Annotated in this window: 23 protein-coding genes; 6 read left to right on the top strand and 17 right to left on the bottom strand. The window is 61.9% G+C overall.

The annotated features are described in order from the left end of the window. The first annotated feature begins 4 nt into the window (after positions 1-4). Positions 5-1306: a guanine deaminase gene (gene guaD, locus ACN9MZ_RS18105; RefSeq protein WP_426338350.1), complete on the top strand. Its 1302-nt coding sequence runs from the start codon at positions 5-7 to the stop codon at positions 1304-1306. A gap of 112 nt (positions 1307-1418) precedes the next feature. On the opposite strand, the gene pyk is transcribed toward guaD, so the two are convergent. Genes pyk through gcl form a run of 5 tightly spaced genes read right to left on the bottom strand, consistent with a single transcriptional unit; the run spans position 1419 to position 7573 of the window. Continuing rightward, complete coding sequence (gene pyk / locus ACN9MZ_RS18100) at positions 1419-2840, bottom strand: pyruvate kinase (protein WP_426338349.1); 1422 nt, start codon at positions 2838-2840, stop codon at positions 1419-1421. A 20-nt stretch (positions 2841-2860) separates the two neighbouring features. Further along, on the bottom strand, positions 2861-4132 hold the full coding sequence (locus ACN9MZ_RS18095) for a glycerate kinase type-2 family protein (protein WP_426338348.1): 1272 nt from the start codon (positions 4130-4132) through the stop codon (positions 2861-2863). 1 nt (position 4133) lies between these two features. Beyond that, positions 4134-5021 carry a 2-hydroxy-3-oxopropionate reductase gene (gene glxR, locus ACN9MZ_RS18090; RefSeq protein WP_426338347.1) on the bottom strand — a complete coding sequence of 296 codons (888 nt, stop codon included), beginning with the start codon at positions 5019-5021 and terminating at the stop codon, positions 4134-4136. Between the two features lie 18 nt (positions 5022-5039). Next, positions 5040-5819, bottom strand: a complete 780-nt coding sequence (hyi, locus tag ACN9MZ_RS18085) for a hydroxypyruvate isomerase (protein WP_426338346.1) — start codon at positions 5817-5819, stop codon at positions 5040-5042. 11 nt (positions 5820-5830) lie between these two features. Then, complete coding sequence (gcl, locus tag ACN9MZ_RS18080; protein WP_426338345.1) at positions 5831-7573, bottom strand: glyoxylate carboligase; 1743 nt, start codon at positions 7571-7573, stop codon at positions 5831-5833. A gap of 126 nt (positions 7574-7699) precedes the next feature. On the opposite strand from gcl, the gene ACN9MZ_RS18075 reads away from it, so the two are divergent. Further along, positions 7700-8668 (top strand): LysR substrate-binding domain-containing protein, encoded by a 969-nt coding sequence (locus ACN9MZ_RS18075; protein ID WP_426338344.1) that lies wholly within the window; start codon positions 7700-7702, stop codon positions 8666-8668. On the opposite strand, the gene ACN9MZ_RS18070 is transcribed toward ACN9MZ_RS18075, so the two are convergent. The 3 genes from ACN9MZ_RS18070 to ACN9MZ_RS18060 form a co-directional block, all read right to left on the bottom strand. Beyond that, positions 8598-9557, bottom strand: coding sequence for a hypothetical protein (locus tag ACN9MZ_RS18070; RefSeq protein ID WP_426338343.1), 960 nt, complete (start codon positions 9555-9557; stop codon positions 8598-8600). The two genes, ACN9MZ_RS18075 and ACN9MZ_RS18070, sit on opposite strands and share 71 nt — an antisense overlap. Before the next feature lie 74 nt (positions 9558-9631). Further along, positions 9632-10513 carry a flagellin gene (locus ACN9MZ_RS18065; RefSeq protein ID WP_426338342.1) on the bottom strand — a complete coding sequence of 294 codons (882 nt, stop codon included), beginning with the start codon at positions 10511-10513 and terminating at the stop codon, positions 9632-9634. 208 nt (positions 10514-10721) lie between these two features. Further along, positions 10722-12338, bottom strand: a complete 1617-nt coding sequence (locus ACN9MZ_RS18060) for an electron transfer flavoprotein-ubiquinone oxidoreductase (protein WP_426342925.1) — start codon at positions 12336-12338, stop codon at positions 10722-10724. Positions 12339-12549: 211 nt separating this feature from the next. On the opposite strand from ACN9MZ_RS18060, the gene ACN9MZ_RS18055 reads away from it, so the two are divergent. After that, positions 12550-13326: an SDR family oxidoreductase gene (locus tag ACN9MZ_RS18055; protein ID WP_426338341.1), complete on the top strand. Its 777-nt coding sequence runs from the start codon at positions 12550-12552 to the stop codon at positions 13324-13326. Positions 13327-13497: 171 nt separating this feature from the next. On the opposite strand, the gene ACN9MZ_RS18050 is transcribed toward ACN9MZ_RS18055, so the two are convergent. Next, entirely contained in the window at positions 13498-14043 is a 546-nt protein-coding gene (locus ACN9MZ_RS18050; protein ID WP_426338340.1) for a LuxR C-terminal-related transcriptional regulator, read from the bottom strand. A gap of 82 nt (positions 14044-14125) precedes the next feature. Between ACN9MZ_RS18050 and ACN9MZ_RS18045 the strand changes: the two genes are divergently transcribed. Continuing rightward, complete coding sequence (locus ACN9MZ_RS18045; RefSeq protein WP_426338339.1) at positions 14126-14824, top strand: CoA transferase subunit A; 699 nt, start codon at positions 14126-14128, stop codon at positions 14822-14824. A gap of 12 nt (positions 14825-14836) precedes the next feature. Next, complete coding sequence (locus ACN9MZ_RS18040; RefSeq protein WP_426338338.1) at positions 14837-15481, top strand: CoA transferase subunit B; 645 nt, start codon at positions 14837-14839, stop codon at positions 15479-15481. A 96-nt stretch (positions 15482-15577) separates the two neighbouring features. On the opposite strand, the gene ACN9MZ_RS18035 is transcribed toward ACN9MZ_RS18040, so the two are convergent. From ACN9MZ_RS18035 to ACN9MZ_RS18005, 7 genes are all read right to left on the bottom strand, one after another. Continuing rightward, entirely contained in the window at positions 15578-18946 is a 3369-nt protein-coding gene (locus tag ACN9MZ_RS18035) for a pilus assembly protein (protein WP_426338337.1), read from the bottom strand. Positions 18947-18977: 31 nt separating this feature from the next. Next, the gene (locus ACN9MZ_RS18030) at positions 18978-19544 is read right to left on the bottom strand and encodes a hypothetical protein (RefSeq protein ID WP_426338336.1); all 567 of its coding nucleotides are present in this window, start codon (positions 19542-19544) and stop codon (positions 18978-18980) included. After that, positions 19544-20566: a PilW family protein gene (locus ACN9MZ_RS18025; RefSeq protein ID WP_426338335.1), complete on the bottom strand. Its 1023-nt coding sequence runs from the start codon at positions 20564-20566 to the stop codon at positions 19544-19546. The genes ACN9MZ_RS18030 and ACN9MZ_RS18025 overlap by 1 nt, the downstream gene beginning before the upstream one ends. 11 nt (positions 20567-20577) lie before the next feature. Further along, positions 20578-21135, bottom strand: a complete 558-nt coding sequence (gene pilV / locus ACN9MZ_RS18020) for a type IV pilus modification protein PilV (protein ID WP_426338334.1) — start codon at positions 21133-21135, stop codon at positions 20578-20580. An 8-nt stretch (positions 21136-21143) separates the two neighbouring features. Next, positions 21144-21593 carry a GspH/FimT family pseudopilin gene (locus tag ACN9MZ_RS18015; protein ID WP_426338333.1) on the bottom strand — a complete coding sequence of 150 codons (450 nt, stop codon included), beginning with the start codon at positions 21591-21593 and terminating at the stop codon, positions 21144-21146. Positions 21594-21597: 4 nt separating this feature from the next. Then, positions 21598-22029, bottom strand: a complete 432-nt coding sequence (locus tag ACN9MZ_RS18010; RefSeq protein WP_426338332.1) for a type IV pilin protein — start codon at positions 22027-22029, stop codon at positions 21598-21600. Positions 22030-22156: 127 nt separating this feature from the next. Continuing rightward, positions 22157-23473 (bottom strand): dicarboxylate/amino acid:cation symporter, encoded by a 1317-nt coding sequence (locus ACN9MZ_RS18005; RefSeq protein ID WP_426338331.1) that lies wholly within the window; start codon positions 23471-23473, stop codon positions 22157-22159. Positions 23474-23608: 135 nt separating this feature from the next. Here ACN9MZ_RS18005 and ACN9MZ_RS18000 point away from each other — a divergent pair, with 135 nt between their 5' ends. Then, entirely contained in the window at positions 23609-24145 is a 537-nt protein-coding gene (locus ACN9MZ_RS18000) for a gamma carbonic anhydrase family protein (RefSeq protein ID WP_426338330.1), read from the top strand. Here ACN9MZ_RS18000 and ACN9MZ_RS17995 read toward each other — a convergent pair whose 3' ends face one another. Beyond that, the gene (locus ACN9MZ_RS17995; RefSeq protein ID WP_426338329.1) at positions 24146-24940 is read right to left on the bottom strand and encodes a 3-hydroxybutyrate dehydrogenase; all 795 of its coding nucleotides are present in this window, start codon (positions 24938-24940) and stop codon (positions 24146-24148) included. It lies immediately after the preceding gene. Between the last annotated feature and the right edge of the window lie 79 nt (positions 24941-25019).

Genomic DNA, 25019 nt, shown 5'->3' with positions numbered 1-25019 from the left:
CGCGATGACTACTTTGAAAGCGTTCCGCGCCAGCATCCTGCATTTCACGGCCGATCCAGCCTTCCATGCCAATGCGCATCGCTGGCATGAGGACGGCCTGCTGGTGATTAACGAAGGCCGCGTGCAGGCGGCCGGCGACTACGCGCGGTTGAAAGACACGCTGCCGCCTGAGACCCAGGTGCGCGACTACCGCGGCAAGATCATCATGCCGGGCTTTATCGATACCCATATCCACTATCCGCAGACGGACATGATCGCCTCGCCGGCGCCAGGCTTGCTGCCTTGGCTGGATACCTACACCTTCCCCACCGAGCGCCAGTTCAACGATCCGGCGCACGCCGGTGAGGTGGCCGACTTCTTCGTTAAAGAACTGCTTCGCTGCGGTACTACTACCGCCATGGTGTACTGCACAGTGCATCCGGAATCGGTCGACGCGTTCTTTGGAGCGGCTGAGGCGCGCAACTTGCGTATGGCTGCCGGCAAGGTGATGATGGACCGGCATTGTCCTGAGTTTTTGCAAGATACGGCGGAAACGGGGGCGCGTGAAAGCGAGGAACTGATTCATCGCTGGCACAACAAGGGCCGCAACATGTATGCGCTTACGCCACGCTTCGCGCCGACTTCCACCGAAGCGCAGATGCATATGTGCGGAGAACTGGCGCGCGCCTACCCGGACACTTACGTCCAGACCCACGTGGCGGAGAACACCGACGAAGTGGCGTGGGTCAAGTCGCTATTCCCGGATGCGCGCAGCTACCTGGACGTGTACGACAAGTACGGCTTGCTGCGACCGCGCTCAATGTACGCGCATTGCATCTGGCTGGACAACGAGGATCGTTCCCGTATGGCCGCTACTGGAGCCGCCGTTTCGATGTGCGCAACGTCCAACCTGTTCCTGGGCAGCGGCTTGTTCGACTTTGCCGCGGCAGACAAGCAAAATGTGTCGTTGTCGCTGGCGACCGACGTTGGCGGCGGGACTTCATTCTCCATGCTGCAGACCATGAACGAGACATATAAGGTCGCGCGCATGGGTGGGACGTATTTGCCGGCGCTGCGCATGTTCTACATGGTGACGCTGGGTGGTGCGCGCAGTATGCAGCTGGACGGTACGGTGGGTAATTTCGTTGCCGGCGCCGAGGCCGACTTCGTTGTGGTCGATCCGAAGGCTACGCCGTTGCTGGAGCGCCGCACCACGCGCTGCGATAGCCTGGAGGAATTGTTGTTTGCGCTGGCGTTGCTCGGGGACGATCGAGCGATTGCCGCGACTTATGCGGCTGGCGCGCAGGTGCACCAGCGCGGCGAGTAAAACCGGTAGGGCAGGGTCAGACCCAAGGGTCTGACCCGATCGGTGTTCTCGACAAATAAAAAGACGCCGGTTGGAGGACCGGCGTTAAAAGAGAAAGTCTGTACTTAGCTGCCTATTGCGGCCATATCTCGGCCAGGCGCAGGAGGTTGGTGCTGCCGGGCTGGCCGAATGGAGTGCCGGCTGCGATGGCGATCTGGTCGCCGGCCTTCACGAATCCTTCACGCAGGGCAGTGCGGCATGCTGCTGCCACCATCTCATCGACGCTGTTCACGTCCTGGCTCACCGTGCTGTGAACGCCCCAGGCCAGTGCCAGGCGGCGCGCCGTTTCCGGCTTTGGGGTAATGCTGACGATGGGCGCCATTGGACGTTCGCGGGCAGTACGCAGGCTGCTGTGGCCGGAGGTGGTGTAGGCCACCATGGCTTTCGCGCCCATGATCCGCGCGGCATCGCGCATTGCGGCGCTGATGGCGTCGCCCTTGTTCGGCAGTGGCGCCTGGTGCTGCGCTTCGATCACGGCGGGATAGAGCGGGTCGCGCTCGACCTCGGAAATGATGCGGTCCATGATCGATACCGCCTGCACCGGATAAGCGCCGCTGGCCGATTCGGCCGACAGCATTACGGCGTCGGCGCCTTCGTACACGGCGTTGGCGACGTCCGAGGCCTCGGCGCGGGTTGGCACAGGTGCGCTGACCATCGATTCCAGCATCTGCGTGGCGACCACAACCGGCTTGCCGTGCTTGCGGCACAGGCGCACGATGCGCTTTTGCACACCGGGTACGCGCTCTGGCGGCAGTTCGACGCCCAGGTCGCCGCGTGCCACCATGATGGCATCAGATACGCCGACAATTTCTTCCAGCCGGTCCAGTGCCGCAGGTTTCTCGAGTTTGGACAGCACACCGGCGCGGCCCTGTACCAGTTCCTTGGCCTGCACCACGTCCTCCGGCAACTGGACGAAGGACAGGGCAATCCAGTCCACTCCCAGTCCCAGTGCGAATTCGAGGTCGGCTTTGTCCTTGTCAGTGAGGGCCGGGATAGGTAGTACTGCGTCCGGCACGTTCACACCCTTGCGGTCGGATAGCACACCGCCTGTCACCACGCGGGTGCGAATGATGCTGGCGTCGCTACTCAAGACTTCCAGCCGAATGCGGCCGTCGTCCAGCAGCAACGATTGCCCGGCGCTGACGGCTGCAAACAGTTCAGGGTGCGGCAAGCGCACACGCGAGTTGCTGCCTGGAGCAGGCGCCTGGTCCAGCTGGAATTCGGCGCCGGCATTCAGCGCCACCTTGCCGCCCTCGAACTGTCCGATGCGCAGCTTGGGTCCTTGCAGGTCGGCCAGAATGGCGATTGGCCGGCCCAGTTCCTTTTCGATGGCGCGCACGATGCCGTAACGGGCCTCATGGTCGGCATGGCTGCCGTGGCTGAAATTGAAGCGGAAGACATCGGCGCCCGCCTGGAATAGCGCCTTGATGGTGGCGTATTCGCTGCTTGCGGGGCCGAGGGTTGCTACGATTTTTGCTTTGCGTTCGCGACGCATATAGGTGTCTCTCTCTATTCTCAAAGAATCAGGATGGCGCGGAAGTCGTTCACGTTGGTGCGTGTCGGTCCGCTGACCACCAGGTCGTCCAGCGCGCTGAAGAAGCTGTAGGCGTCGTTGTTGGCCAGCAGGTGCTTGCCGCTCACGCCTTTCGCCTCGGCGCGGGCCAGCGATTCCGGGGCGTAGACAGCGCCGGCATTGTCTTCCGAGCCGTCGATGCCGTCGGTGTCGCAGGCGATTGCGTGCACGCCTTCGGTGCCTTCCATGGCTAGCGCGAAGCTGAGCAGGAATTCCACGTTGCGGCCGCCGCGTCCGTTGCCGCGCACTGTGACGGTGGTCTCGCCGCCGGACAGGATGACGCATGGGCGCTGAAACGGTTGGCTGCGCGCCACCACCTGGCGAGCCATAGCCGCATGCATCAGGCCAATGTCGCGTGCTTCGCCTTCGATCCCGTCGGACAGGATGTGGGGCGTGAGGCCGGCTTCGCGCGCCTTCGCGGCAGCGGCTTCCAGCGCATGCTGGGCGGTTGCGATAACGTGGTGGCTGTGGCCTTCGAAGCGGACATCACCGGGCTTTGGTGTTTCGCTGGCGTCCGATTGCAGGTGTGCCAGCACGCTTTTCGGGATCTCGATCCGGTACTTGCACAGGATCGCCAGCGCTTCCGAGCTGGTAGTGGCGTCGGGCAGGGTCGGTCCGCTGGCGATCACGCGCGGATCGTCGCCCGGCACGTCGGAGATCAGCAGCGTGACAACGCGCGCCTTGCCGCAGGCCAGCGCCAAGCGGCCGCCCTTGATCGCCGACAGGTGCTTGCGCACGCAATTCATTTCGCCGATGGTGGCCCCGCTTTTCAGCAGCGCTTTGTTGAGGGCCTGCTTTTCGGCCAGCGAGATGCCTTCCGCCGGCAAGGCCAGCAGGGCCGATCCGCCGCCGGAGATCAGACACAGTACCAGGTCGTTTTCAGTCAGGTCCTGCACCATGTCCAGCATACGTGCCGCGGCTTTCTGGCCTGCATCGTCAGGCACGGGATGCGAGGCTTCGACTACTTCGATATGCCGGGTCTCGGCACCGTGGCCGTAACGGGTCACCACCAGCCCCGACAAGGCACCTTGCCAATGCTGCTCCACGGCTTGCGCCATGGCTGCGGCGCCTTTTCCTGCGCCGATCACCAGTGTCCGGCCGTTGACGGGCGGCTGGGGCAGGTAATCCTGCACCAGGTTGCGCGGATGGACTGCGCCAATGGCGGCGTTATACAGGTCGAGCAGGAGCTCGCGTGGGGCTGGTGCGGACGTCATGTCAGGCCTGTGCGATGCGGTGGTTGGACATCAGTTCAATTGCCTGGCACAGCGCGGAATGGTCGAGGCCGGACAAGCCATTGGCGGCGCAGGCGTTCATCAGTTCCTGCGTGGCCGAAGTGTTCGGCAGTGACACGCCCAGCGCCTTGGCACCTTGCAGGGCCAGGTTCAAATCCTTCTGGTGCAGCGCGATGCGGAAGCCCGGGTTGAAGGTGCGCTTCACCATGCGTTCGCCATGCACCTCCAGGATGCGCGAGGAAGCGAAGCCGCCCATCAGCGCTTCACGCACCTTGGCAGGGTCGGCGCCAGCCTTGGAGGCGAACAGCAGCGCTTCGGCCACGGCCTGGATGTTCAGCGCCACAATGATCTGGTTGGCCACCTTGGTGGTCTGGCCGTCGCCATTGCCGCCGACCAGGGTGATGTTCTTGCCCATCAACTCGAACAGCGGCTTGACGGTGTCGAAGGCTTCCTGCGGGCCGCCGACCATGATGGTCAGCGAAGCCGCCTTGGCGCCCACTTCGCCCCCGGATACCGGAGCGTCCAGGTAGGCGCAGCTTTTCTTGTTGATCTTCCTGGCGAACTCCTTGGTCGCGATCGGCGAGATGGAGCTCATGTCGACCACGATCTTGCCGGCGGAAAGGCCTGCTGCAATGCCGTCTTCCGAGAACAGGACTTCTTCCACCTGCGGGGTGTCGGGCACCATCAGGAAGATGATATCGGCGCGCTTGGCCACTTCCATCGCGGAGGTGCAGACGGTGGCGCCGCCTTCGACCAGGTTGGCAGGCGGGTTCTTCACGTCGTGCAGGTACAGTTTGTGGCCTGCCGCTTGCAGGTGACCGGCCATTGGGCCGCCCATGATGCCGAGACCGATGAATCCGAGTTTTTGCATTTTGCTTTCTCCTTTGGTTTACGCGGTCAGTTCAGCGCGCCAGCCGAGGCCCGCTTCCGTACCCGCTTTTGGTTTGTATTCGCAGCCCACCCAGCCGTCGTAGCCAATCTCGTCGAGGAGATTGAGCAGGTAGCGGTAATTGATTTCGCCGGTGCCCGGTTCGAAGCGGCCCGGATTGTCGGCCAGCTGGACATGCCTGATCACCGACAGGTGGTTCTTGATGGTGTTGGCCAGTTCGCCTTCCATGCGCTGCATGTGGTAGATGTCGTACTGCAGGAACAGGTTGTCCGAACCGACCGATTCAATCAGGTCCAGGCCCTGGCGCGTTCCCGACAGGAAGAAACCAGGAATATCGAAGGTGTTGATCGGTTCGATCAGCAGCGCAATGCCGGCCTTCTTCAACGCGGCAGCCGCGAGCTTCAGGTTGCTCACCAGGGTGGCGCGGGCATCGGCTTCTGCCACGCCTTGCGGCTTGATGCCGACCAGGCAGTTGATGCGCTGGGTGCCCAGCACGCTGGCATAGGCGAGGGCGGTTTCCACACCCTGCTCGAATTCGCCAATGCGGTTCGGGTGGCAGGCGATGCCGCGCTCACCGCCGGCCCAGTTGCCGGCCGGGAGGTTGTGCAGCACCATTTCCAGCTGGTGCTGTTCCAGCTGCTCGTGCACTTGTTGCGGTTCGAACTCATACGGGAACAGGAACTCCACGGCCTTGAAGCCGTTGCGCGCGGCGGCGCCGAAGCGTTCCAGGAAAGGCTGCTCGTTGAACAGCATGGTCAGGTTGGCAGCGAATTTAGGCATTTGCTTTCCTCTTATGCAGCGTCGATGATGTCGTTGAATTCGTTGATGGCATTGATCTCGGTACCCATCGCAATATTGGTTACGCGTTCCAGGATCACTTCCACCACCACCGGCACGCTGTGCTTGGCCATCAGCTCGCGGGCCTGTTCGAAGGCAGGGATGATGTCGTCCGGCTTGTGCACGCGGATCGCCTTGCATCCCAGGCCTTCGACTACGGCCACGTGATCGACGCCATAGCCATTCAGTTCCGGTGCATTCACGTTCTCGAATGACAGCTGCACGCAGAAGTCCATGTCGAAGCCGCGCTGCGACTGGCGGATCAGGCCCAGGTACGAGTTATTCACCAGCACGTGGATGTAAGGCAGCTTGAACTGCGCGCCAACCGCCAGCTCCTCGATCAGGAACTGGAAGTCGTAGTCGCCCGAAATGGCCACGATGTCGGTGCTCGGGTCGGCGGCACGCACGCCCAGCGCGGCAGGAATGGTCCAGCCGAGCGGGCCAGCCTGGCCGCAGTTGATCCAGTTGCGCGGCTGGTAGACGTGCAGGAATTGTGCGGCGGCGATCTGCGACAGGCCGATGGCCGAGACATAGCGCGTATTGCGGCCGAAGTACTTGTTCATCTCTTCGTACACACGGAGCGGCTTGACCGGCACGTTGTCGTAGTCGGTCCGGCGCAGCATGGTGCGCTTGCGGTGCTGGCACTGGGCTACCCAGCCGGTGCGGTCGCGCAGCTTGCCGGAGGCCTTCCATTCCTTGGCCACTTCGACGAACAATTCCAGCGCGTAGCCGGCGTCGGACACGATGCCCAGGTCGGGACCGAATACGCGGCCGATCTGGGTCGGCTCGATGTCCACGTGCACGAAGGTGCGTCCCTCTGTGAACACGTCGACCGAGCCGGTGTGGCGGTTGGCCCAGCGGTTGCCGATGCCGATGATGAAGTCCGAAGCCAGCACGGTGGCGTTGCCATAGCGGTGGCTGGTCTGCAGGCCGGCCATGCCCGCCATCAGCGGATGGTCGTCAGGGATGGTGCCCCAGCCCATCAGGGTCGGGATCACCGGCACGTTGACGATTTCGGCGAACTCCTGCAGCAGGGCGGAGGCATTGGCGTTGATGATGCCGCCGCCGGCGGTGATCAGCGGGTGCTCCGCGTCGTTCATCATCTCCAGCGCTTTCTCGACCTGGGCACGGGAGGCGCGCGGCTTGAAGGCGTCCAGCGGGGTGTAGGTCTCAGGATCGAATTCGATCTGCGCCATCATCACGTCGAACGGCAGGTCGATCAGCACCGGGCCCGGACGGCCGGAGCGCATCAGGTGGAAAGCTTGCTGGAACACGCGCGGCACCTGGGCCGGTTCCAGGACCGTGGTCGCCATCTTGGTCACCGGTTTGGCGATGGACGAGATGTCCACGGCCTGGAAGTCTTCCTTGTGCAAGCGGGCGCGCGGCGCCTGGCCGGTAATGCACAGGATCGGGATCGAATCCGCCTGCGCCGAATACAGGCCGGTGATCATGTCGGTGCCGGCCGGACCGGAGGTGCCGATGCAGACGCCGATATTGCCGGGCGCGGCGCGGGTGTAGCCTTCGGCCATGTGGGAAGCACCTTCGACGTGGCGCCCCAGGATGTGCTTGATCTTGCCATTCTTTTTCAGTGCAGCGTACAGCGGATTGATGGCGGCGCCCGGCACGCCGAATGCGACCGAAATACCTTCCTTCTGCAGTACGTGGACAGCCGCTTCGGCCGCCGTCATTTTTGCCATGGTGATCTCCTGATATGCATGCAAAGTCTGTTGTTGATGTTTTGTATGCTATAGGCGATGGGTTCCCCTGATAAGACGACAAAAAATCGTTTCATTCGATACTCTGGGTATGGAATAATCGGAACCATGGACAAACTGAAGCAAATCGAAGCCTTCGTGGCCGTGGTCGAAAAGGGCAGCCTGGCGCGCGCCGCGCTGGAACAGAACATCACGCCAGTGATGTTGGGGCGCCGGATCGACGCGCTGGAAAAGCGTTTGGGCGTCAAACTGATGCACCGCACAACGCGCCATTTGACGCTGACGGAGCAGGGCAATGTCTTCCTTGAGGATTGCCGCAAGCTCCTCTCTGGCCTCGACATTGCCGAGCGCAATATTTCGGAAGGCCGGCACAAGGCGACCGGCCACCTGATCGTGTCGGCGCCGGCCTCGTTTGGACGCCAGCATGTTGCACCGCACGCACCGGCCTTCCTGGCCGCCAATCCCGACGTGCAGATCTCCTTCAACCTGACCGACCAGGTGATCGACCTGGTGCGGGAGGGCTATGACCTGGGCATCCGCATCGGCGGCGTGATCGATCCCAGTTTCGTCGCGGTGCGGCTGGCGAAGAATCGCCGTGTTGTATGCGGCACACCGGAGTACTTCGTGCGGCACGGCATTCCGCGCACGCTGGACGACCTGGCCCAGCACAACTGCCTGGCCTTCAACCTGCAGGGCGGGCAGCAGCGCGGTTGGTACTTCCAGCAGGGCGGCAAGCCTGTCACGGTCAGGGTGCAGGGAAACCTGGACTGCAACGACGGCGAGCTGCTGCACCGCTGGGCGTGCGAAAGCCTGGGCCTGGCGTGGCGCTCAACCTGGGAAATCCAGGCGCAGCTGGCGGAAGGCAGCCTGATTACGGTACTGGACGATTTTGCGCTGCCGGACTACGACATCATGGCCGTCTACCTGCAGCAAAGGCATTTGCCGGCGAAGATACGCTTCTTCATCGACGAGTTGAAAGAGGTCTACGCCCAGCCGGGCTACTGGACTAGGCTGACAGCGCTTGTTCCGGCAAACGCGGCTGCGACAGGAACACGGCTACTTCCGCCATCGCCTTGAACAACGAGGCGGTCAGCAGCGCGACCTGCGTGCGCGAGGGATCGTTTTCCAGGTGGTTGACCGGCGTTAGCTCGCGCATCAGGCGCGCACGCACGATCTGCAGGCCGCATTGGCCAATGATGGTGGCGATGCGCGGCAACAGCTCGCGCATGTGCTGCATGGCTTCATTGCTGGCGGCGCCGATTTCCAGCACCACGCCAAGTTCGGACGGCTCCATCTGTACGACAACCTTGCCGATATCGGGCAAATTGATTTCCAGCCGCAGCGCCACGCGCGGGCGGCGGCGGCGCTGCTCCGGCGGTCCATCTTCCTGGCCCGGATCGCGCGCCACGACGCGCAATGTGAGCTTTTCGGCGCCCCAGGCGTAGACAGCGAAACGCCAGGCATCCAGTTCGGACACCAGCCCTGGGTACGGGCGCGCGTCGCGCAGCACGGGCGGCGGCGGGTCGGCCATGAACAGGCTGGATGGCACATGGCGACCTTCATTTTGCTGTTGCAGCGCGGCGCGCTGTTCGCTGTAGGTGCGCACCATGACTTGCCAGGAGGCGGCCAGCATGGAAGTGTCGGGGGTGTGCCAGACCATCTGGCGCAAGGGGAATAACTGGTTGGGCTGCATCGACAACGCTTCCTGCGACAGCAGCGCGCCGATCGTTGCGCCTGCGGCAGCCGTGCTGCGCACCAGCTGGTTTTGCTGCGCACCCTCCATCGCCTCGAGCAGGGCGCCGACAGAAGGGGGCAAGCCGCTTTGCAGCGCGAACTCGGTCGTGTCGCCCGGTGGCTGGGCAACCGGCGGCACTGGCTGGGCATTGACCTGGCCGGGATTCTCTCGTACCTGGCGGTCGTGAATGCTCAGGCCCGGATTGGAAGGAGTGACGCGATCGATTGCCATACAAACTGATAGTAATACGGCGAAATAAAAAAAGCCAACCGCGCACGGTTGGCTTTCTCAGGCCACCTGCGGAATTACTGCAGCAGGGACAGGACCAGGGAGGACTGGCTGTTGGTCTGCTTCAGCATGGCGGTGCCGGCTTGCAGCAGCATCTGCGACGAGGTCATGGTGGCGGATTCGGAAGCGAAGTCCACGTCCATGATACGGCCGGTTGCGTTCTTAGTGTTGGTCGAGATGTTGGCCAAGTTGTTGTAGACGTGGTCCAGGCGGTTCGACACGGCACCCAGTTTGGAGCGCAGGGCGCCAACCGAGTTGATGGCAGTAGCCAGCTTGCCGATGGTGCCGTTTGCTGCGGTGGAGGTGGTGGTGCCCAGTTCGGAGCCAGCAGCAGCGCCGGTACCGGTGGTCACGAAGCCAGTTGCCGCAGCGACGACGTCAGTGCCGATCTGGGTCAGCTCAGCGGTAAAGTCGCCGGTCATGGTTTCGGTGGAGTCAGCACCGATCTGGAACTTCAGGGCTGCGGTCAGCTTGCCGCCGGCGCTGTTGAACAGGGTGGTGCCGCCGAACTTGGTGTTGGCAACGATGTTCGACAGTTCGTCGGTCAGGGTGTCGAATTCCTTCTGCATCGCGGTACGGTCAGCGGAGGTGGAGGAATCGTCGGCTGCCTGGGTTGCCAGGTCTTTCATGCGGTTCAGGATGTTGGTCGACTCGTCCAGCGCGCCTTCAGCGGTTTGCATCAGGGAGATCGAGTTCTGGGTGTTGCGCATTGCAACGGTCATGCCGCTGGTCTGGGTTTTCAGGCGGGTGGCGATCTGCAGGCCTGCTGCGTCGTCCATTGCCGAGTTGATGCGGAAGCCGGTGCTCAGGCGGGTCATCGAGGTCGACAGGGAATTCTGAGTGCGGGTGATCGAGTTCTGTGCGGACAGGGCCGCTGCGTTGGTGTGAAGGCTCAGCATGATAACTCCTGGGGTGGTTGGTTCAAATCGAGCAGCGGGTCTTTTTCTGCGCTCTCAGAAGTACAAGACGACCGCCGGGCCGGGAGCATTAAATGCTGAGTGGAAATTTTTTGGATTTTTTTTGCCCGTATGAAACTAGCAATGCAAAAGAGACATGGGGGCTGGCGCGTGGCGCGATGAAAAAAGGGGGCCGCGGCCCCCTTTATCCTTACATGTTCGGATAGTTCGGTCCGCCGCCGCCCTCAGGCGTGATCCAGACGATGTTCTGGGTCGGGTCCTTGATATCGCACGTCTTGCAATGCACGCAATTCTGCGCATTGATCTGCAGGCGGTCCTGGCCCTCGTCGGTCTTGACGAATTCGTACACGCCGGCTGGGCAGTAGCGCGCCTCCGGACCTGCAAACTTGGCAAGGTTCACATTCACCGGCACCGAGTTGTCTTTCAGCGTCAGGTGGATAGGCTGGTCTTCCGCGTGGTTGGTATTCGAGATGAATACCGACGACAGGCGGTCGAAGGTCAGCTTGCCATCCGGCTTGGGATAAGTGATCGGGGTGAATTCCGTAGCCGGGCGCAGGCAGGCATGGTCCGGGGTCGAATGGTGCAGGGTCCACGGCGCCTTGCCGCGGAAGACAATCTGGTCGATGCCGGTCATCAGGGAGCCCAGGTACAGGCCCTTCTTCAGCCAAGGCTTGACGTTGCGCGCCACGTGCAGCTCTTCGTGCAGCCAGGACTGTTCGAAGGCGGTTGGGTAAGCTGCCAGTTCGTCGGCCGAGCGGCCGGCACCCAGCGCAGCGACCACCGCTTCAGCAGCCAGCATGCCGGACTTGATCGCAGCGTGCGAGCCCTTGATGCGGCTCATGTTCAGGAAGCCGGCGTCGCAGCCGATCAGCGCGCCGCCCGGGAACACCAGCTTTGGCAGCGATTGCAGGCCGCCGGCGGTGATCGCACGGGCGCCGTAGGAAATGCGCTTGGCGCCTTCGAAGAAAGTACGGATCTCCGGGTGGGTCTTGTAGCGCTGGAATTCTTCGTATGGCGACAGGTAAGGGTTCTCGTAATCGAGGCCGACCACGTAGCCAACCATCACCTGGTTGTTTTCCAGGTGGTAGAGGAAGGAGCCGCCGTAGGTCTTGGTGTCCAGCGGCCAGCCGGTGGTGTGGATCACCAGGCCGGGCTTGTGCTTGGCGGGATCGATTTCCCACAGTTCCTTGATGCCGATGCCGTAGGACTGAGGATCCTTGCCCTTGTTCAGGTCGTACTTGGCCATCAACTGCTTGCCCAGGTGGCCACGCGCGCCTTCGGCAAACAGGGTGTACTTGCCGTGCAGTTCCATGCCGAGCTGGAAGTCAGGGCCTGGCTCGCCATCGCGCTTCACGCCCATATTGCCGGTCGCAACGCCTTTGACGGAGCCGTCATCGTTGTACAGGATTTCAGCGCCGGTGAAGCCGGGGAAGATTTCCACGCCCAGGGCTTCGGCTTGCTGGCCCAGCCAGCGCACCACGTTGCCCAGCGAAATCACGTAATTGCCGTGGTTCTCGAAACACTTCGGCAGCATGAAGTTCGGGGTCTTGTAAGCCTTGCTCTCGGTCAGGAACAGCACGCGGTCTTCGGTGACTTCGGTGTTCAGCGGAGCGCCCAGCTCTTTCCAGTTGGGGATCAGCTCGCTAAGGGCTTTCGGATCCATTACCGCGCCGGACAGGATATGGGCGCCAAGTTCACCGCCTTTTTCCAGCACCACCACGGACGTGTCCGGGTTCAGTTGCTTGATCTTGATCGCTGCCGACAGGCCAGCAGGGCCGCCGCCAACGATCACAACGTCGTACTCCATTGCCTCGCGCGGGCCGTACTGTTCTACAAGGTTGCTCATAGTGTTTTTATAAGAATGATGGAAAATGTGGTGCTGGAAATAGAACGAGTGTGCTCTTTTTTCCCGGGTATTGCAACGGTGGCGCCATTGTGAGGGCTAATATTAGACGTGGCAATCTAATAAGGAGGTTTTTTGTGTCATCATGTCGGAACGGAATTATAAGGAGTGGCCGGTGGGGATCGAAGTAAATTTTGAGGGCAAGATCGCCCTGATCACAGGCGCTTCCAGCGGTCTTGGCGCCCGGTTTGCCAAGGTGCTGGCGAAAGCAGGTTGCCAGGTGGTGCTGGCCTCGCGCCGCATCGAACGCCTGAAGGAATTGCGTGCAGAAATCGAAGCCGATGGCGGCGCGGCCCATGTGGTGGCGGTGGATGTGACCGACTATGCGAGCATCAAATCTGCCATTGCCCACGCCGAAACCGAAGCGGGGCCGATCGACATCCTGGTGAATAATTCCGGTGTATCAATGACGCAACGCTTGCTCGATGTGTCGCCGGAAGATTATGACTTTGTCATGGACTGCAACCTGCGCGGGGCCTTTTTCGTAGCGCAGGAAACGGCCAAGCGCATGATTGCGCGCGCCAAGGGCGATCCGCGCAAGCAGCACCGCATCATCAATATCGCTTCGGTGGCCGGGCTGCGCGTGCTGCCGCAGATTGGCGTCTATTGCATGAGCAAGGCGGGCGTGGTGCAGATGACCAAGGCCATGGCGGTGGAGTGGGGCAAGTATGGCATCAACACGAATGCGATTTGCCCGGGCTATATCGAGACCGAAATCAACGAGGATTACTTCGCCAGCGAGCAGGGCAAGCGTTTGATCGACATGCTGCCGCGCAAGCGGGCGGGCAAGCCGGAGGACCTGGATGGGCTGCTGCTGCTGCTCGCGGGGGATGAGGCGCATTTTATCAACGGCGCGATCATTTCGGCTGATGATGGGATGATGGCGGGCTGAAAACCAGTAAACCCGGGGCTGACCCGCAGGGTCAGACCCCCGACGGTCTCCGGGCCTCGGGGTTGGTTCTGGGCTTTTGACTTGTTACGAAGATCAACAACGCACAACCTTAACACTGGGCAGCTGATCAGACAGGGTCAGACCCTTGGGCCTGACCCAGAATTACCGGTTTTAACGCGCCCCAGCCAGTTTATGGACCAGTTCCGTGGCAGTAGCCGCGCCGAACTTGCGCATCAAGGAAGCCCGATGCATCTCCACCGTCCGCGGCGACAAGCCGGCATCGCGCGCGATCATCTTGCTGGTCTTGCCTTCGACGAGCAGCGCCGCGATTTCGCGTTCACGTGGCGTCAGGGCGGCCGACACCGGCCGCTGCTCCGACACGTCCTCGAACGTCCAGATCCCGGCCCCAAGCGGCTGCGCCGTCTCCAGTGCGCGCCCGGTCACGTGGCACCAGAACAGCTCACCATTGGCGCGCCGCATGATGCGCTCATCCGAATAACGCCCTTTGGCGTTCATGATCGGGATAATGCGGTCACCGGTGCGCAAGTATTCGTCCTGCGTCGGGTACAGCACCTGGAACGACTGCCCATCCAGTTCACCCGCGCCGTAGCCGAACATGGCGCCCAGTGCGTCATTGCTGGCCTTGATCACGCGCTGGTCCGACACGCACATGCCTACCGGGGCGAACTTGAAGATGGACTCATAATTGATCGGCATTGCGGTATTTCTACGGTATTGAAGTTTGGGCGGGCGTATTCTATCCTCAATCGCCTTCTGGCCATTTGAACAAGGAGACATAATGAACAAGATTTACCCGGATGCCAAGGCCGCCCTGGCCGGCATCGTGGCCGACGGCCAAACCATCGCGGTCGGCGGTTTCGGCCTGTGCGGCATTCCCGAGGCGTTGATCGCCGCCCTGCGCGATAGCGGCGCCACCGGCCTGACCGCGATTTCCAACAACGCCGGCGTGGACGGCTTCGGCCTGGGCCAATTGCTGGAAACGCGCCAGATCAAGAAGATGGTCTCCTCCTACGTGGGCGAGAACAAGGAATTCGCGCGCCAGTTCCTGGCCGGCGAACTGGAACTGGAATTCACGCCGCAAGGCACGCTGGCTGAAAAGCTGCGCGCTGGGGGCGCAGGCATTCCGGCCTTCTTCACCAAGACCGGCGTCGGCACCATTGTCGCCGACGGCAAGGAGATCCGCGAATTCGACGGCGAACAGTATGTGATGGAACGTTCGCTGGTGGCCGACGTATCGCTGGTCAAGGCCTGGAAGGCCGACAAGACCGGCAACCTGGTATTCCGCAAGACTTCGCGCAACTTCAACCCGAACGTCGCCGCCGCAGGCAAGGTCTGCGTGGTGGAAGTGGAAGAGATCGTCGAAGTCGGTGCCATCGACCCGGATGCCGTGCACCTGCCGGGCATCTACGTGCACCGCATCGTGCTCAACGCCACACCGGAAAAACGCATTGAACAGCGCACCGTGCGTGCCAACTAAGGAGAAGACAACATGGCATGGACTCGTGATGAAATGGCCGCGCGGGCGGCAAAAGAGCTGCAGGATGGCTTTTATGTAAACCTGGGCATCGGCTTGCCGACGCTGGTTGCCAATTATGTGCCGCAAAATATCGAGGTGTTCCTGCAGTCGGAAAACGGCTTGCTGGGCATCGGCCCCTTCCCGACCGAAAGCGAAGTGGATGCGGACCTGATCAACGCCGGCAAGCAGACCGTGACCGCGTTGCCTGGCGCAGCTTACTTCAGCTCCGCCGACTCGTTCGCCATGATCCGGGGCGGCAAGATCAACCTGGCAATCCTGGGCGCGATGCAGGTGTCGGAAAAGGGCGACCTGGCCAACTGGATGATCCCCGGCAAAATGGTAAAAGGCATGGGCGGGGCGATGGACCTGGTGGCCGGCGTCAAGAAAGTCGTGGTGCTGATGGAGCATGTCGCCACCGCCAAGGATGGCGCGACCTCGCACAAGCTGCTGAAGAAATGCGACTTGCCGCTGACCGGCGTGGGTGTGGTAGACATGATCATCACCGACCTGGGCGTGTTGGAAGTGACCCCGACCGGCATCAAGGTGATCGAACTGGCCCCAGGCGTTACGCGCGAAGAAATCGCCGCTGCCTCCGGCGTGGAATTGTCGTTCTCCTGAGCACGCAGCCAAAGAAAAAAAGGGACGCCAGTTGGCGTCCCTTTTTTGTATCGATACGGCTGTCAGGAAAAAGGGGCGCCGATGCGCCCCTTTTTCTTACTGGCCTTTGACGTAAGTGTATTTACGTTTGCGGACCGATTTGATGTTCGGATTGATGCGCGTCGACTGGATCGGCGCCGCCGTACCGCCGATGCCGATCCCAACAGTTACGCGGGGAGGCTCAGTGCCGGTGCCAGGCCTGCCCGGGTCGCCTGTCTCGCCCACCCTGCGGACCTTCACGCCCCGGGCCAGCACAGGCGAAGGCGGCAGGCCGCCACCGGCAAACACGGAGGAGCGGTTGCCGCCGCAGATGCCGTCGGCACCGATGGCGCCAGATGCGTTGAACAGGTTGACCACGTAACCGCGTGCTTCACCCAGGGCGGTGGAGCAGCTTGCCGCGTTGCCGACAATCGGACGGTTGGTACTGAACATGACAGTGCCGCCGGCGATCAGGGACGAGGTCACGACCTGTTCGCCCTTCTGCAATTCCATGAACCAGCCGCGGGTGCTGCCGTTCGGCAGGACGTTTGGCGAATTGCAGCTGGTCGACGCGGTGCTGTTGGTCAGGCTGGCGTCAAGGTTCAGTCCAGCCTCGTCAGTTGTGGGCCGCAGGGACAGGTCGTCGAGCGCCACGTAGAAGCGGTTGGCGGTCGACTCGTAAGGATACTGCCACGACAGCGGGTGTTCGCGGTCGCCGCTGCCCAGGGCCAGGTAGACGAAGCCCTTGTTGTACAGCAGGGCCGGGCCGAACATGAATTTGCGCGGGCTGCTGGCCTGGTTGGTGTAAGCCACGCGGTACATGCGCCAGTTGCCGGAATTGAGCTGCGCTTTGCTGGTCGGGCTATCGATGAAGTCGATGCGGTAGACATTGCCGCCAAGGTCGACCGCGTAGGCGTAGTCAACCATGCCGTCGTTGTCGATGTCGACCATCGACACGTCGCCGACGACGCTGCGCTTGGTCCTGAAGCTGGCCAGCTGGGAGCCGCTTTCCGCGTCCATGATGTAGACGTATCCGCCTTTGCCGGCCACGCAGGTGGGGGCGCCGGTGTTGGCGTCTTCGCAGTTGTCGTAGCCGCCGCCCATCACGATCACAGGCTTGCTGGGCGAGTAGCCTTTGACGAAGGCCAGCGCCGGGATGGACCAGGTCTGGCCGATGCCATCGAAGCCGGGGGTGCAGCCGCTGTCATTGGCAAGGTTCGGGCAACCCACCGACCACATCAGGCGTGGGCTATCGATGTCGGTCACGTCCAGGCCGTAGACCATGCGGCCGCCGCGACGCATGGTCGGGTAGATCCAGATCTTCTTGGGATCGTTGGCATCGACCGGCAGGTTCTGGAATACACCGGTGGAACCGTCGAAGAAGTAGTCTTTCGGGCTGCCGACGGCTGCCACGTCGCCGGGACCGGACACGTTCGGGTAGTTCACCAGCGGGGTCTGGTCTTTCAGGCGCGACAGGCGGCTGAAGAATTCAGGGGCGACAAAGGCCCAGCGTTCCTTGCCGTTGCTGGCATCGACTGCGCGGAAGAAGCCATCGTTGGCGCCGTAGAAGACGAACACATTGTTCTCGTCATAGGCCAGCGGCAGCGGGCGCGAGTGGATCACGTCGCCGTGGATCGACGGGCGGGTGGTGGTGGTCGGCATGTTTTCGCCGCGCTCTTGCGTGACGTCCGCGCCCTTGATGAAATTGACCACGTCGGCTGGCAGGCCGCTGTTGGTGGTGTTGAAGGTCACCAGCGAGGTGCCGCCCGGGACGCGGGTGTACAGGGTGCGGTTGACGGCATAGGTCGGGTCGCCGGTGAAACTCGGGTCGTTACCATTGCGCAGCATCTGCGCCGCCGCGCCTTTTTCAACCGAAGGTCCGTCCGGCGCGTCGGAATAGGGCGACACGCCGCGCGGCAAGGCCTTGCAGCCGCTCGCCGGGTCGGGGTTCAGGCCGAGGTTCTCCCAATACGGTCCCTTCTGGACGGTCCAGAAGCTCTGCGCGCAATCGGTGATGAAGCCGGTATTGTCGTTAACGGCCAGGTTGGCGTTGGCGTCGCCCAGCTTGACCTCGGAGCCATCCAGCACCAGCTGGTAGCGTTTCAGATTGCCAAACCAGCGCGGCTTGGCATCAGGGTCAGGGCGGAACATGCCAATGAAGACCTGGTTCTGGTTTTGCGAACGGTTGGTGGCGTTCACTGGCAGCGAAGTCGACGCGAAAGTCGAGTTCACAGCCAGCACCTCGCCAATGATCTGGTTCAGGGCATCAAGGATGGCTTGCTGGCTCTTGGCGGCGAAGTACTTGCCGCCGCCGGCGCGGGCCATGCTCAGCATCAGCTTGGTGTGCTCGATGTTTTGCTGGGCGTTGTACACGTCGATCGTGTAGAACGTCACCTTGGACTTCATCGTGCTGGCCGGGATCGGCACGCCCTTGTCGTGCATGAAGCGCGCCCATTCGTCGGCATTCCACGGATTGGAATCGGTGGTTTCGCCGCCAGTCGGCACGTTGGTCACGGTGCTGTTGACGCCGTTGATTGCATATGATGAGGTGCCGACCGGGCAGATCTTGCTGCCGTCGTTCAGGGCCGAGCCTATCCTGCAGCCGTCGGTGTAGTTGCTGCAGGTGGTCGGCCACGGCGCCATGTTCAGCTCGTTGCCGGCGGCGCTCTGGCTCGAGTAGCAGACCGAGGTCTGGCCGATATTGGTGACGCTCTCGACGGTCTGGGTCGAGAAGTTCGGCAGGCCAAGCTGCCTGGTGCTGCCGCCCAGGCTCTGCAGCTGGGTCGTGTTGGCGGAATCGTCCTTGGTCGGGCCGCTCTGGTCCGGGTTGGTGACAAAGATCACGATCGTCTTGGCGCAGTTGGCGTCGTCGCTCAGCGGCGACTTGAACGGTACCCAGCGGCTGACGTAGCCGGCCGGGTCGGCAATCGAGCTCGGCGTGACGCCCTGCGCGGCGGAGTAGCCAGGACGGCCGCCGAGGTAGTTGTACACGTCGTACATCAGGTTGCCATACATGGTGCCCGAATTGCGCTTCTCGATCGGACTGGTAATGTTGCTATCGATGGTATCGAGCCGGTTGCTGAAAGCGTTCTTGGCCGACGGCGACATCGGCTGCACCTGGAAGCGCACAAAGCCGCCGTTGTCGTTGGCGGTGCCGTCGGTGACGAACTCGAACAGGCCAACGTTGACCTTGTCGTTCAGGGTGGCGATCGCGTCCTTGATGGCGCGCACTTCCGATTGCCCCTGGGACAGGCCGCCGGGCCATTTCTGCGACTGGCGCGACCAGTTGGACGTGTTGTCCAGCACGATCAGGATGCGGGGATTGATCGAGGTGCCGGCAGAGGCGCCGGTGAAAATATCGATGTCGTCAGCGCCAGCCGGGAACGACAGGAGGGTGGCGCATGCACCGAGGCTGGCGGCCGCGGTGGTCATTAGCTTTTTTTGCATGGCTGGCTCTCAATAAAAGCGGGCTAGTAATCTATTTGCAGGAGGTTTCAATATTGTCGGTGGACACGCGCATGGCGACGCCCTGTACGACCTGGACTTCTGATTGAACCTGCTGGTCCTGGCTGGTGGCAGTCATTTCCCAAGTGGAATCGGCGCACATCGAATCGCCGTTTTGCGCCCCGACGATCAGGCCGTCGTTGCTGGAGCCGACGCTGCAGCCGCGGTCTTCTTCGTTGCGGAAATCGAATTCGCTGGTCTTGATCTTGCGCACCTTGACGCAGCGTGCCGCACTGAGGGCGGTCACGATATCGACCACGCCGTCGCCGTTGACGTCGAAACAGCGATGGTTACTGTTCAGGCAGGGCTGGTCCAGTGCATCGGATGGCGTGTCGAAGAAGCGGGTGCTGGACATGGCTTCGTCGAGTACGTTGCGGCTGGCGGCAATGGCTTCGTCGCGGTTTTGCATATTGTTGACCACCTGGATGCTGGACTTGCCAAGGTTGAAGGTGGTCATGGCCAGCAAGGTGAGCAGCACCAGCATGACCAGCGCCACGACCATCGTCATGCCGCTTTGCTGGCGGAGGGCAGGGTGTTTCATCAGGATTTCCTTCCGGCCACGTTAGGCAGGCCAATCAGTGAGGTGAAAACGTGGCGTTTGTATTTGTCGTTGGCGGCGCTGATGACGTTCTGCTGGCCATTCTCGTTCGCGCCGAGGACGTAGGACTTGCGGTCGGTGTGACCCACGGACGGGCTCAGGGTGCGCGCCAGCAGGTGCAGCTTGACAGAAACCACATTGCCCCACTCGGTATCGTTGACATGCGGCGTAAAGCTGTCGGCGACGCCGTCGCCACTAGTGTCGAGGCCATATTCAAGCTGCATGTTTTCGATGCCTTCGGCCAGCGGCACGATCTGGACCGACATGACACCGCCCTTGCTCACCACCTCGGCGCGCTTGAGGGTGGGGACGCCGTCGCTGGCCATGCTGTTGTTGGCGACGAAGTAGATATGGGTCAGCAGGCGCCGCACGTCGGCCGGCGTACCGCTGTTGATGATCTCCGTGCAGTTGTACTGGTGCAGCGTAAAGCCATTGTTGATCCCGGAGATCTGGTAGTGCTTGTCCTTGTCGCTGGAACCGAGTTCATAGCCGTTGGAGCATTGCGAAGCCTGGAAGAAGGGGCCGCCGGCAGCCTCGTCCTCGCAATCGGCGGCGCCGACCACGCAGGTCTGGGTATGGCGCACCACCACCACGTCGGTATTGGCCTTGACGTCGGACAGGCAGCCGAGCGAATTGCTGTTGTCATATCCTTGCACTGCAAAGGCGATGTCACCGCGAATGGCTGTCAGGTCGAGCGTGCATGGATCCGGCAGGACGGTCGGCGCGTCCAGTTCCACCGGGTCGTACTCGGCGTAATAGCCGGCGTTGCGCAAGTCGCCGGTCATCAGTTGCATGGCGTAGCGCCCGTTCTCCACCTGGCGGTTGGCGCGCTCGATTTCCATTTGCGCGGCGCTGTTGTTGTTGAACAGGGTCGACAAGCCGGCGAGCAGGAGCAGCCCGACGGCAACCGCCACCATCATTTCAACCAATGTAAAGCCTTGCGCGCGGCGGCGATGAATCTGCATGAAGGGGCTCCTCATTTGCATTCAAGTTGAGGAATCAGGACCTGCGCGGCAATCAGGCGGCGATAGCTTTCGTCGCCGAATTGATTGCGGCCGCAGTCCAGCGATGGAGCCTGGGTGGCGTGCAATCCCTGCCAGGCAACAGCGACCTGGACGATGCCGGGCTTGCAAACGCCGGGGCTGGGGTCGGCCGCCTGCAGCAGGGTAATGCAGCCGCGTGCGCCGATCATGGCGCCGACCTTGGTACTGCTGTCGGTTTCGGCAGCGCCTTTCAGCAGGTTGCTCCACTCGCAGACATCGCGCGCGGCGCCGGCCAAAAGGGCGCTGCAATCGGCTGGTTGCGCATCGCCAGTGCCGATATTGGCCGACTCGTAGGCTGCGCTGTTCTGCGGGTTGCCTTGCACGCGGGCGGTCATGTCGTCCAGCAGGATCACTGCCTGGGCGCGCTGGTAGGATTCGATCGATCCGACGCTGGCCTTGGACTGGAAAACCGCAATGCCCAGCAGGCCAAACGCCAGGATCACAATGGTGACCAGGACTTCAATCATAGTAACGCCGTGTTGGCGGTGCATGGTGGGTCTTAGCATGATGTAGGTTGCACGTTCGGGCGGCCGCCAAGGTCAATCCTGATGCAGCTGGCTTTGCCGGTGGAGGCCGTCAGGGAGAACTGCGGGTTGGCATCCCCCTTGACGCGGCCGGCAGCGGTAAACGTCACGCCAGCTGCGGGGCCGGCCACGGTGATCGACGGGCGCGTCACAAAAATGGCCAGGGCCGGTTCGCCGGCGTTCGGGCTAGGGATGCTCCAGCCAGTATTCCAGTTGGTCGAGGGGGAAATCGACACGTCCTTGTTGCGCTTGATGGCCTCGCTGCGCGCGCGCAGGATACTGGTGAACAGGTCGCTCGATGTGCTCTTCAGGCGCTGGTTGGCGATGAAATCCTGCATTGCAGGCGCGCCGAGCGCCGCCAGGATACCGATCACCACCACCACCATCAGCATTTCAGGAAGGCCGAAGCCGGATTGGCGCTTCATGGCTTCACCACTTGTCGGCCGGCAGCTTGCTGCCGGCCTGGTCGATGGTGAGGGCGCCGTCGGATTCCTGGCGACTGCCAGCGATAGGGGTCGCCGTGATGGTGAACCTTGGCGGCGGGCCGGCATCAGTCTGGATGGTAATCGTGTACCACTTGGACACGGCAGCAGGCGTTTGCATGTTCAGGCCGCTGACCGAATCCTTGTAGACACGTGCATCGGCCAGGAATTGCTGCTCGCGCTGGGCCAGGTCGATCAGGTGCTGCTGCGCAGCGGCGCGATTACCCTTTACGATATAGCGGGTGTAACTGGGAAGGGCGATGGAAGCGAGGATCCCGACGATGGCGACGGTGATCATCAATTCAATCAAGGTAAAGCCACGGTGGCTGGGGAATTTCATCCTGGCGTCCGTTTCTGGGTGCATGATTAGTGAGTTCATTCTAGGTTCCATGTTTCCGTGTGTCAACATTCGCCTCGTGACTTTTCGTTACATTCTAACCACAAAAAAAGACAGGCCCCATGCACAATTGCATGGGGCCTGCCTTAGTGGTAAGAACGCTACGGGATTACTCGGCGGTAGCAGCCAGGGCTTTCGCGGTGGCCGGCTGGGCCGGTGCATTCAGCGGGGTGGGATTGGCCAGTTCGCGCTTCAGCGTATCCATGTCCAGCTCGCCTTCCCACTTGGCGACCACCAGGGTAGCCACGCCGTTGCCGACGAAGTTGGTCAGGGCGCGGCATTCGCTCATGAAACGGTCGATGCCGAGGATCAGGGCCATGCCTGCCACCGGGATGGTTGGCACCACGGCCAGGGTGGCTGCCAGGGTGATGAAGCCGGCACCGGTAATGCCGGAGGCGCCTTTCGAGGTCAGCATGGCGACGCCGAGGATGGTCACTTGCTGCCACAGCGTCAGGTCGGTGTTGGTGGCCTGGGCCACGAACAGGGCGGCCATGGTCATATAGATATTGGTGCCGTCCAGGTTGAAGGAGTAGCCGGTCGGGACCACCAGGCCAACCACAGGCTTGGAGGCGCCCAGTTTTTCCAGCTTGCGCATCAGCGAAGGCAGCGCGCTTTCCGAGGAGGAAGTGCCCAGCACGATCAGCAGTTCTTCCTTGATATAGGCGATGAAGCGGCCGATCGAGAAGCCGGTGTACTTGGCGATCAGGCCCAGCACGATGAACACGAACAGGAAGCAGGTCAGGTAGAACGAACCCATCAGCTTGGCCAGCGGCAGCAGGGAAGCGATGCCGTATTTGCCAATGGTGAAGGCCATGGCGCCGAAAGCGCCGACCGGCGCGGCCTTCATGATGATGTTGACCATGCCGAAGAAGGCGTGCGATACCTCGTCGACCAGCTTGGTGACCGGACGGCCGCGTTCGCCGAGCAGCGAGAGGGCAAAGCCGAACAGCACGGCAACCAGCAGCACCTGCAGGATGTCGCCCTTGGCGAAGGCATCGAACACGGTGTTAGGGATGATGTTCAGCAGGAAGTCGGTGGTGGTCAGCGCCTTGGTCTTTTCCGTGTACTGGGCGATGGACTTGGTGTCCAGCGTGTGCGGATCGGCGTTGAAGCCGGCGCCCGGTTGCATGAAGTTGGCAACGGCCAGGCCGATGACCAGGGCGAAGGTGGACACGATCTCAAAGTAGAGCAGGGCTTTGCCGCCGACGCGGCCGATCTTTTTCACGTCCTGCATGCCGGCGATGCCGCTCACCACGGTACAGAAGATGACCGGGGCAATGATCATTTTGATCAGTTTGATGAAACCGTCGCCAAGCGGTTTCATGGCGACTGCGTCGGTCGGCAGGTAGATGCCGAGCAGGATGCCGCAGAAGATGGCGAACAGTACCTGGACGTACAGTACTTTATAGAAGGGTGTCTTTTCCATGATGAGGGGGCCTCGTTTGTCTCCGAATATTCCCATCATGGCAAACGGGTTGTCTTGCCGCTATTGTGTCTATCCCCATTGTGGAAAACCACAATCGGGCGGATGCCGCAGCGCCGCAGGCCATATAATCCCGGCATGACACTGCAACCCTACCTCGATACCTTTCCCCAGTTGGCAGACGGCGTGTTCGTCCACCAGTCCGCGCAAATCATCGGCGACGTCAATGTCGCCCGCGATGCCTCGATCTGGTGCAATGCGGTTGTGCGCGGCGATGTGAACCGCATTACGATCGGCGAAGGCAGCAATGTGCAGGATTTCGCCATGTGCCATGTATCGCACCGCTCGGCCGCCAAGCCGGAAGGCGCCGCCCTGACGATCGGCAAGTACGTCACCATTGCCCATTCGGTGCTGTTACATGGCTGCACCATCGGCGACGAATGCCTGGTTGGCATGGGCTCGATCATCATGGACGACGTGGTGATCGAAAAGCATGTGATGGTGGGGGCGGGCAGCCTGGTGGCTCCCGGCAAGGTACTGAAGAGCGGCGGACTGTATGTCGGCCGGCCCGCGATGCGCATCCGCGAGCTGACCGAACAGGAGGTTGCGCACTTCAGGTACTCAGCCGAACACTATATGCGCCTGAAGAACAACTACCTGGCGCAAAAAGCCTGATTACTGGGCGACCCAGCCGCCATCCATATTCCAGGCCACGCCGCGCATCTGCCTGGCCGCGTCGGAGCACAGGAAGACGGCCATGGCCCCCAGTTCCTCCGGCGTGACGAATTCGCCGGACGGCTGTTTTTCTGCCAGAAGGGCGGCCTTGGCGTCTTCATTGGACAGGCCTTCTTTCTCGGCGCGCGCATCGACCTGCTTTTGCACCAGAGGCGTCAATACCCAGCCCGGACAGATCGCGTTGCAGGTGATGCCAGTTTTCGCCGTTTCCAACGCGGTGGCTTTGGTAAAGCCCACCAGGCCGTGCTTGGCTGCGACATAGGCCGACTTGCCGGCCGACGCCACCAGCCCGTGCACCGAAGCGAGGTTGATGATGCGGCCCCAGTTGCGCGCCTTCATATGCGGCAGCGCCAGGCGGGTGGTGTGGAAGGCCGAAGTCAGGTTAATGGCAATGATGGCGTCCCAGCGCTCGGCCGGGAAGTCCTCGACATTGGCCACGTGCTGGATGCCGGCGTTGTTCACCAGGACATCGACGCCGCCGAACTTCTGGGCGGCATAGGCCATCATGGCCTCGATATCGGCCGGCTTGCTCATGTCCGCGCCATGGTAGCCTGCCTGCACGCCGAATTCGGCGGCCAGCGATTCTTGTAGCTTCGCGATCTCGCCAGCATCGCCAAAGCCGTTCAATACGATGTTGGCGCCTTCGGCTGCCAGGCTGCGTGCGATGCCCAGGCCGATGCCGGAGGTGGAGCCGGTTACGAGCGCAGTTTTGCCGCGCAAAGTCGTGCTGACCATTTGGTCCCCTATAATTAGTTAGCCAATGTAGAATGTAGCGCAAAAACCAATAGCGAAACAACAGCGCGGGGAGTGAGGA

The organism is Pseudoduganella sp. S-14, from assembly GCF_049913285.1.
GTDB lineage: Bacteria > Pseudomonadota > Gammaproteobacteria > Burkholderiales > Burkholderiaceae_D > Rugamonas.
The sequence above is the reverse complement of the archived record's forward strand: the minus strand, read 5'-3'. Positions and strand labels throughout refer to the sequence as shown.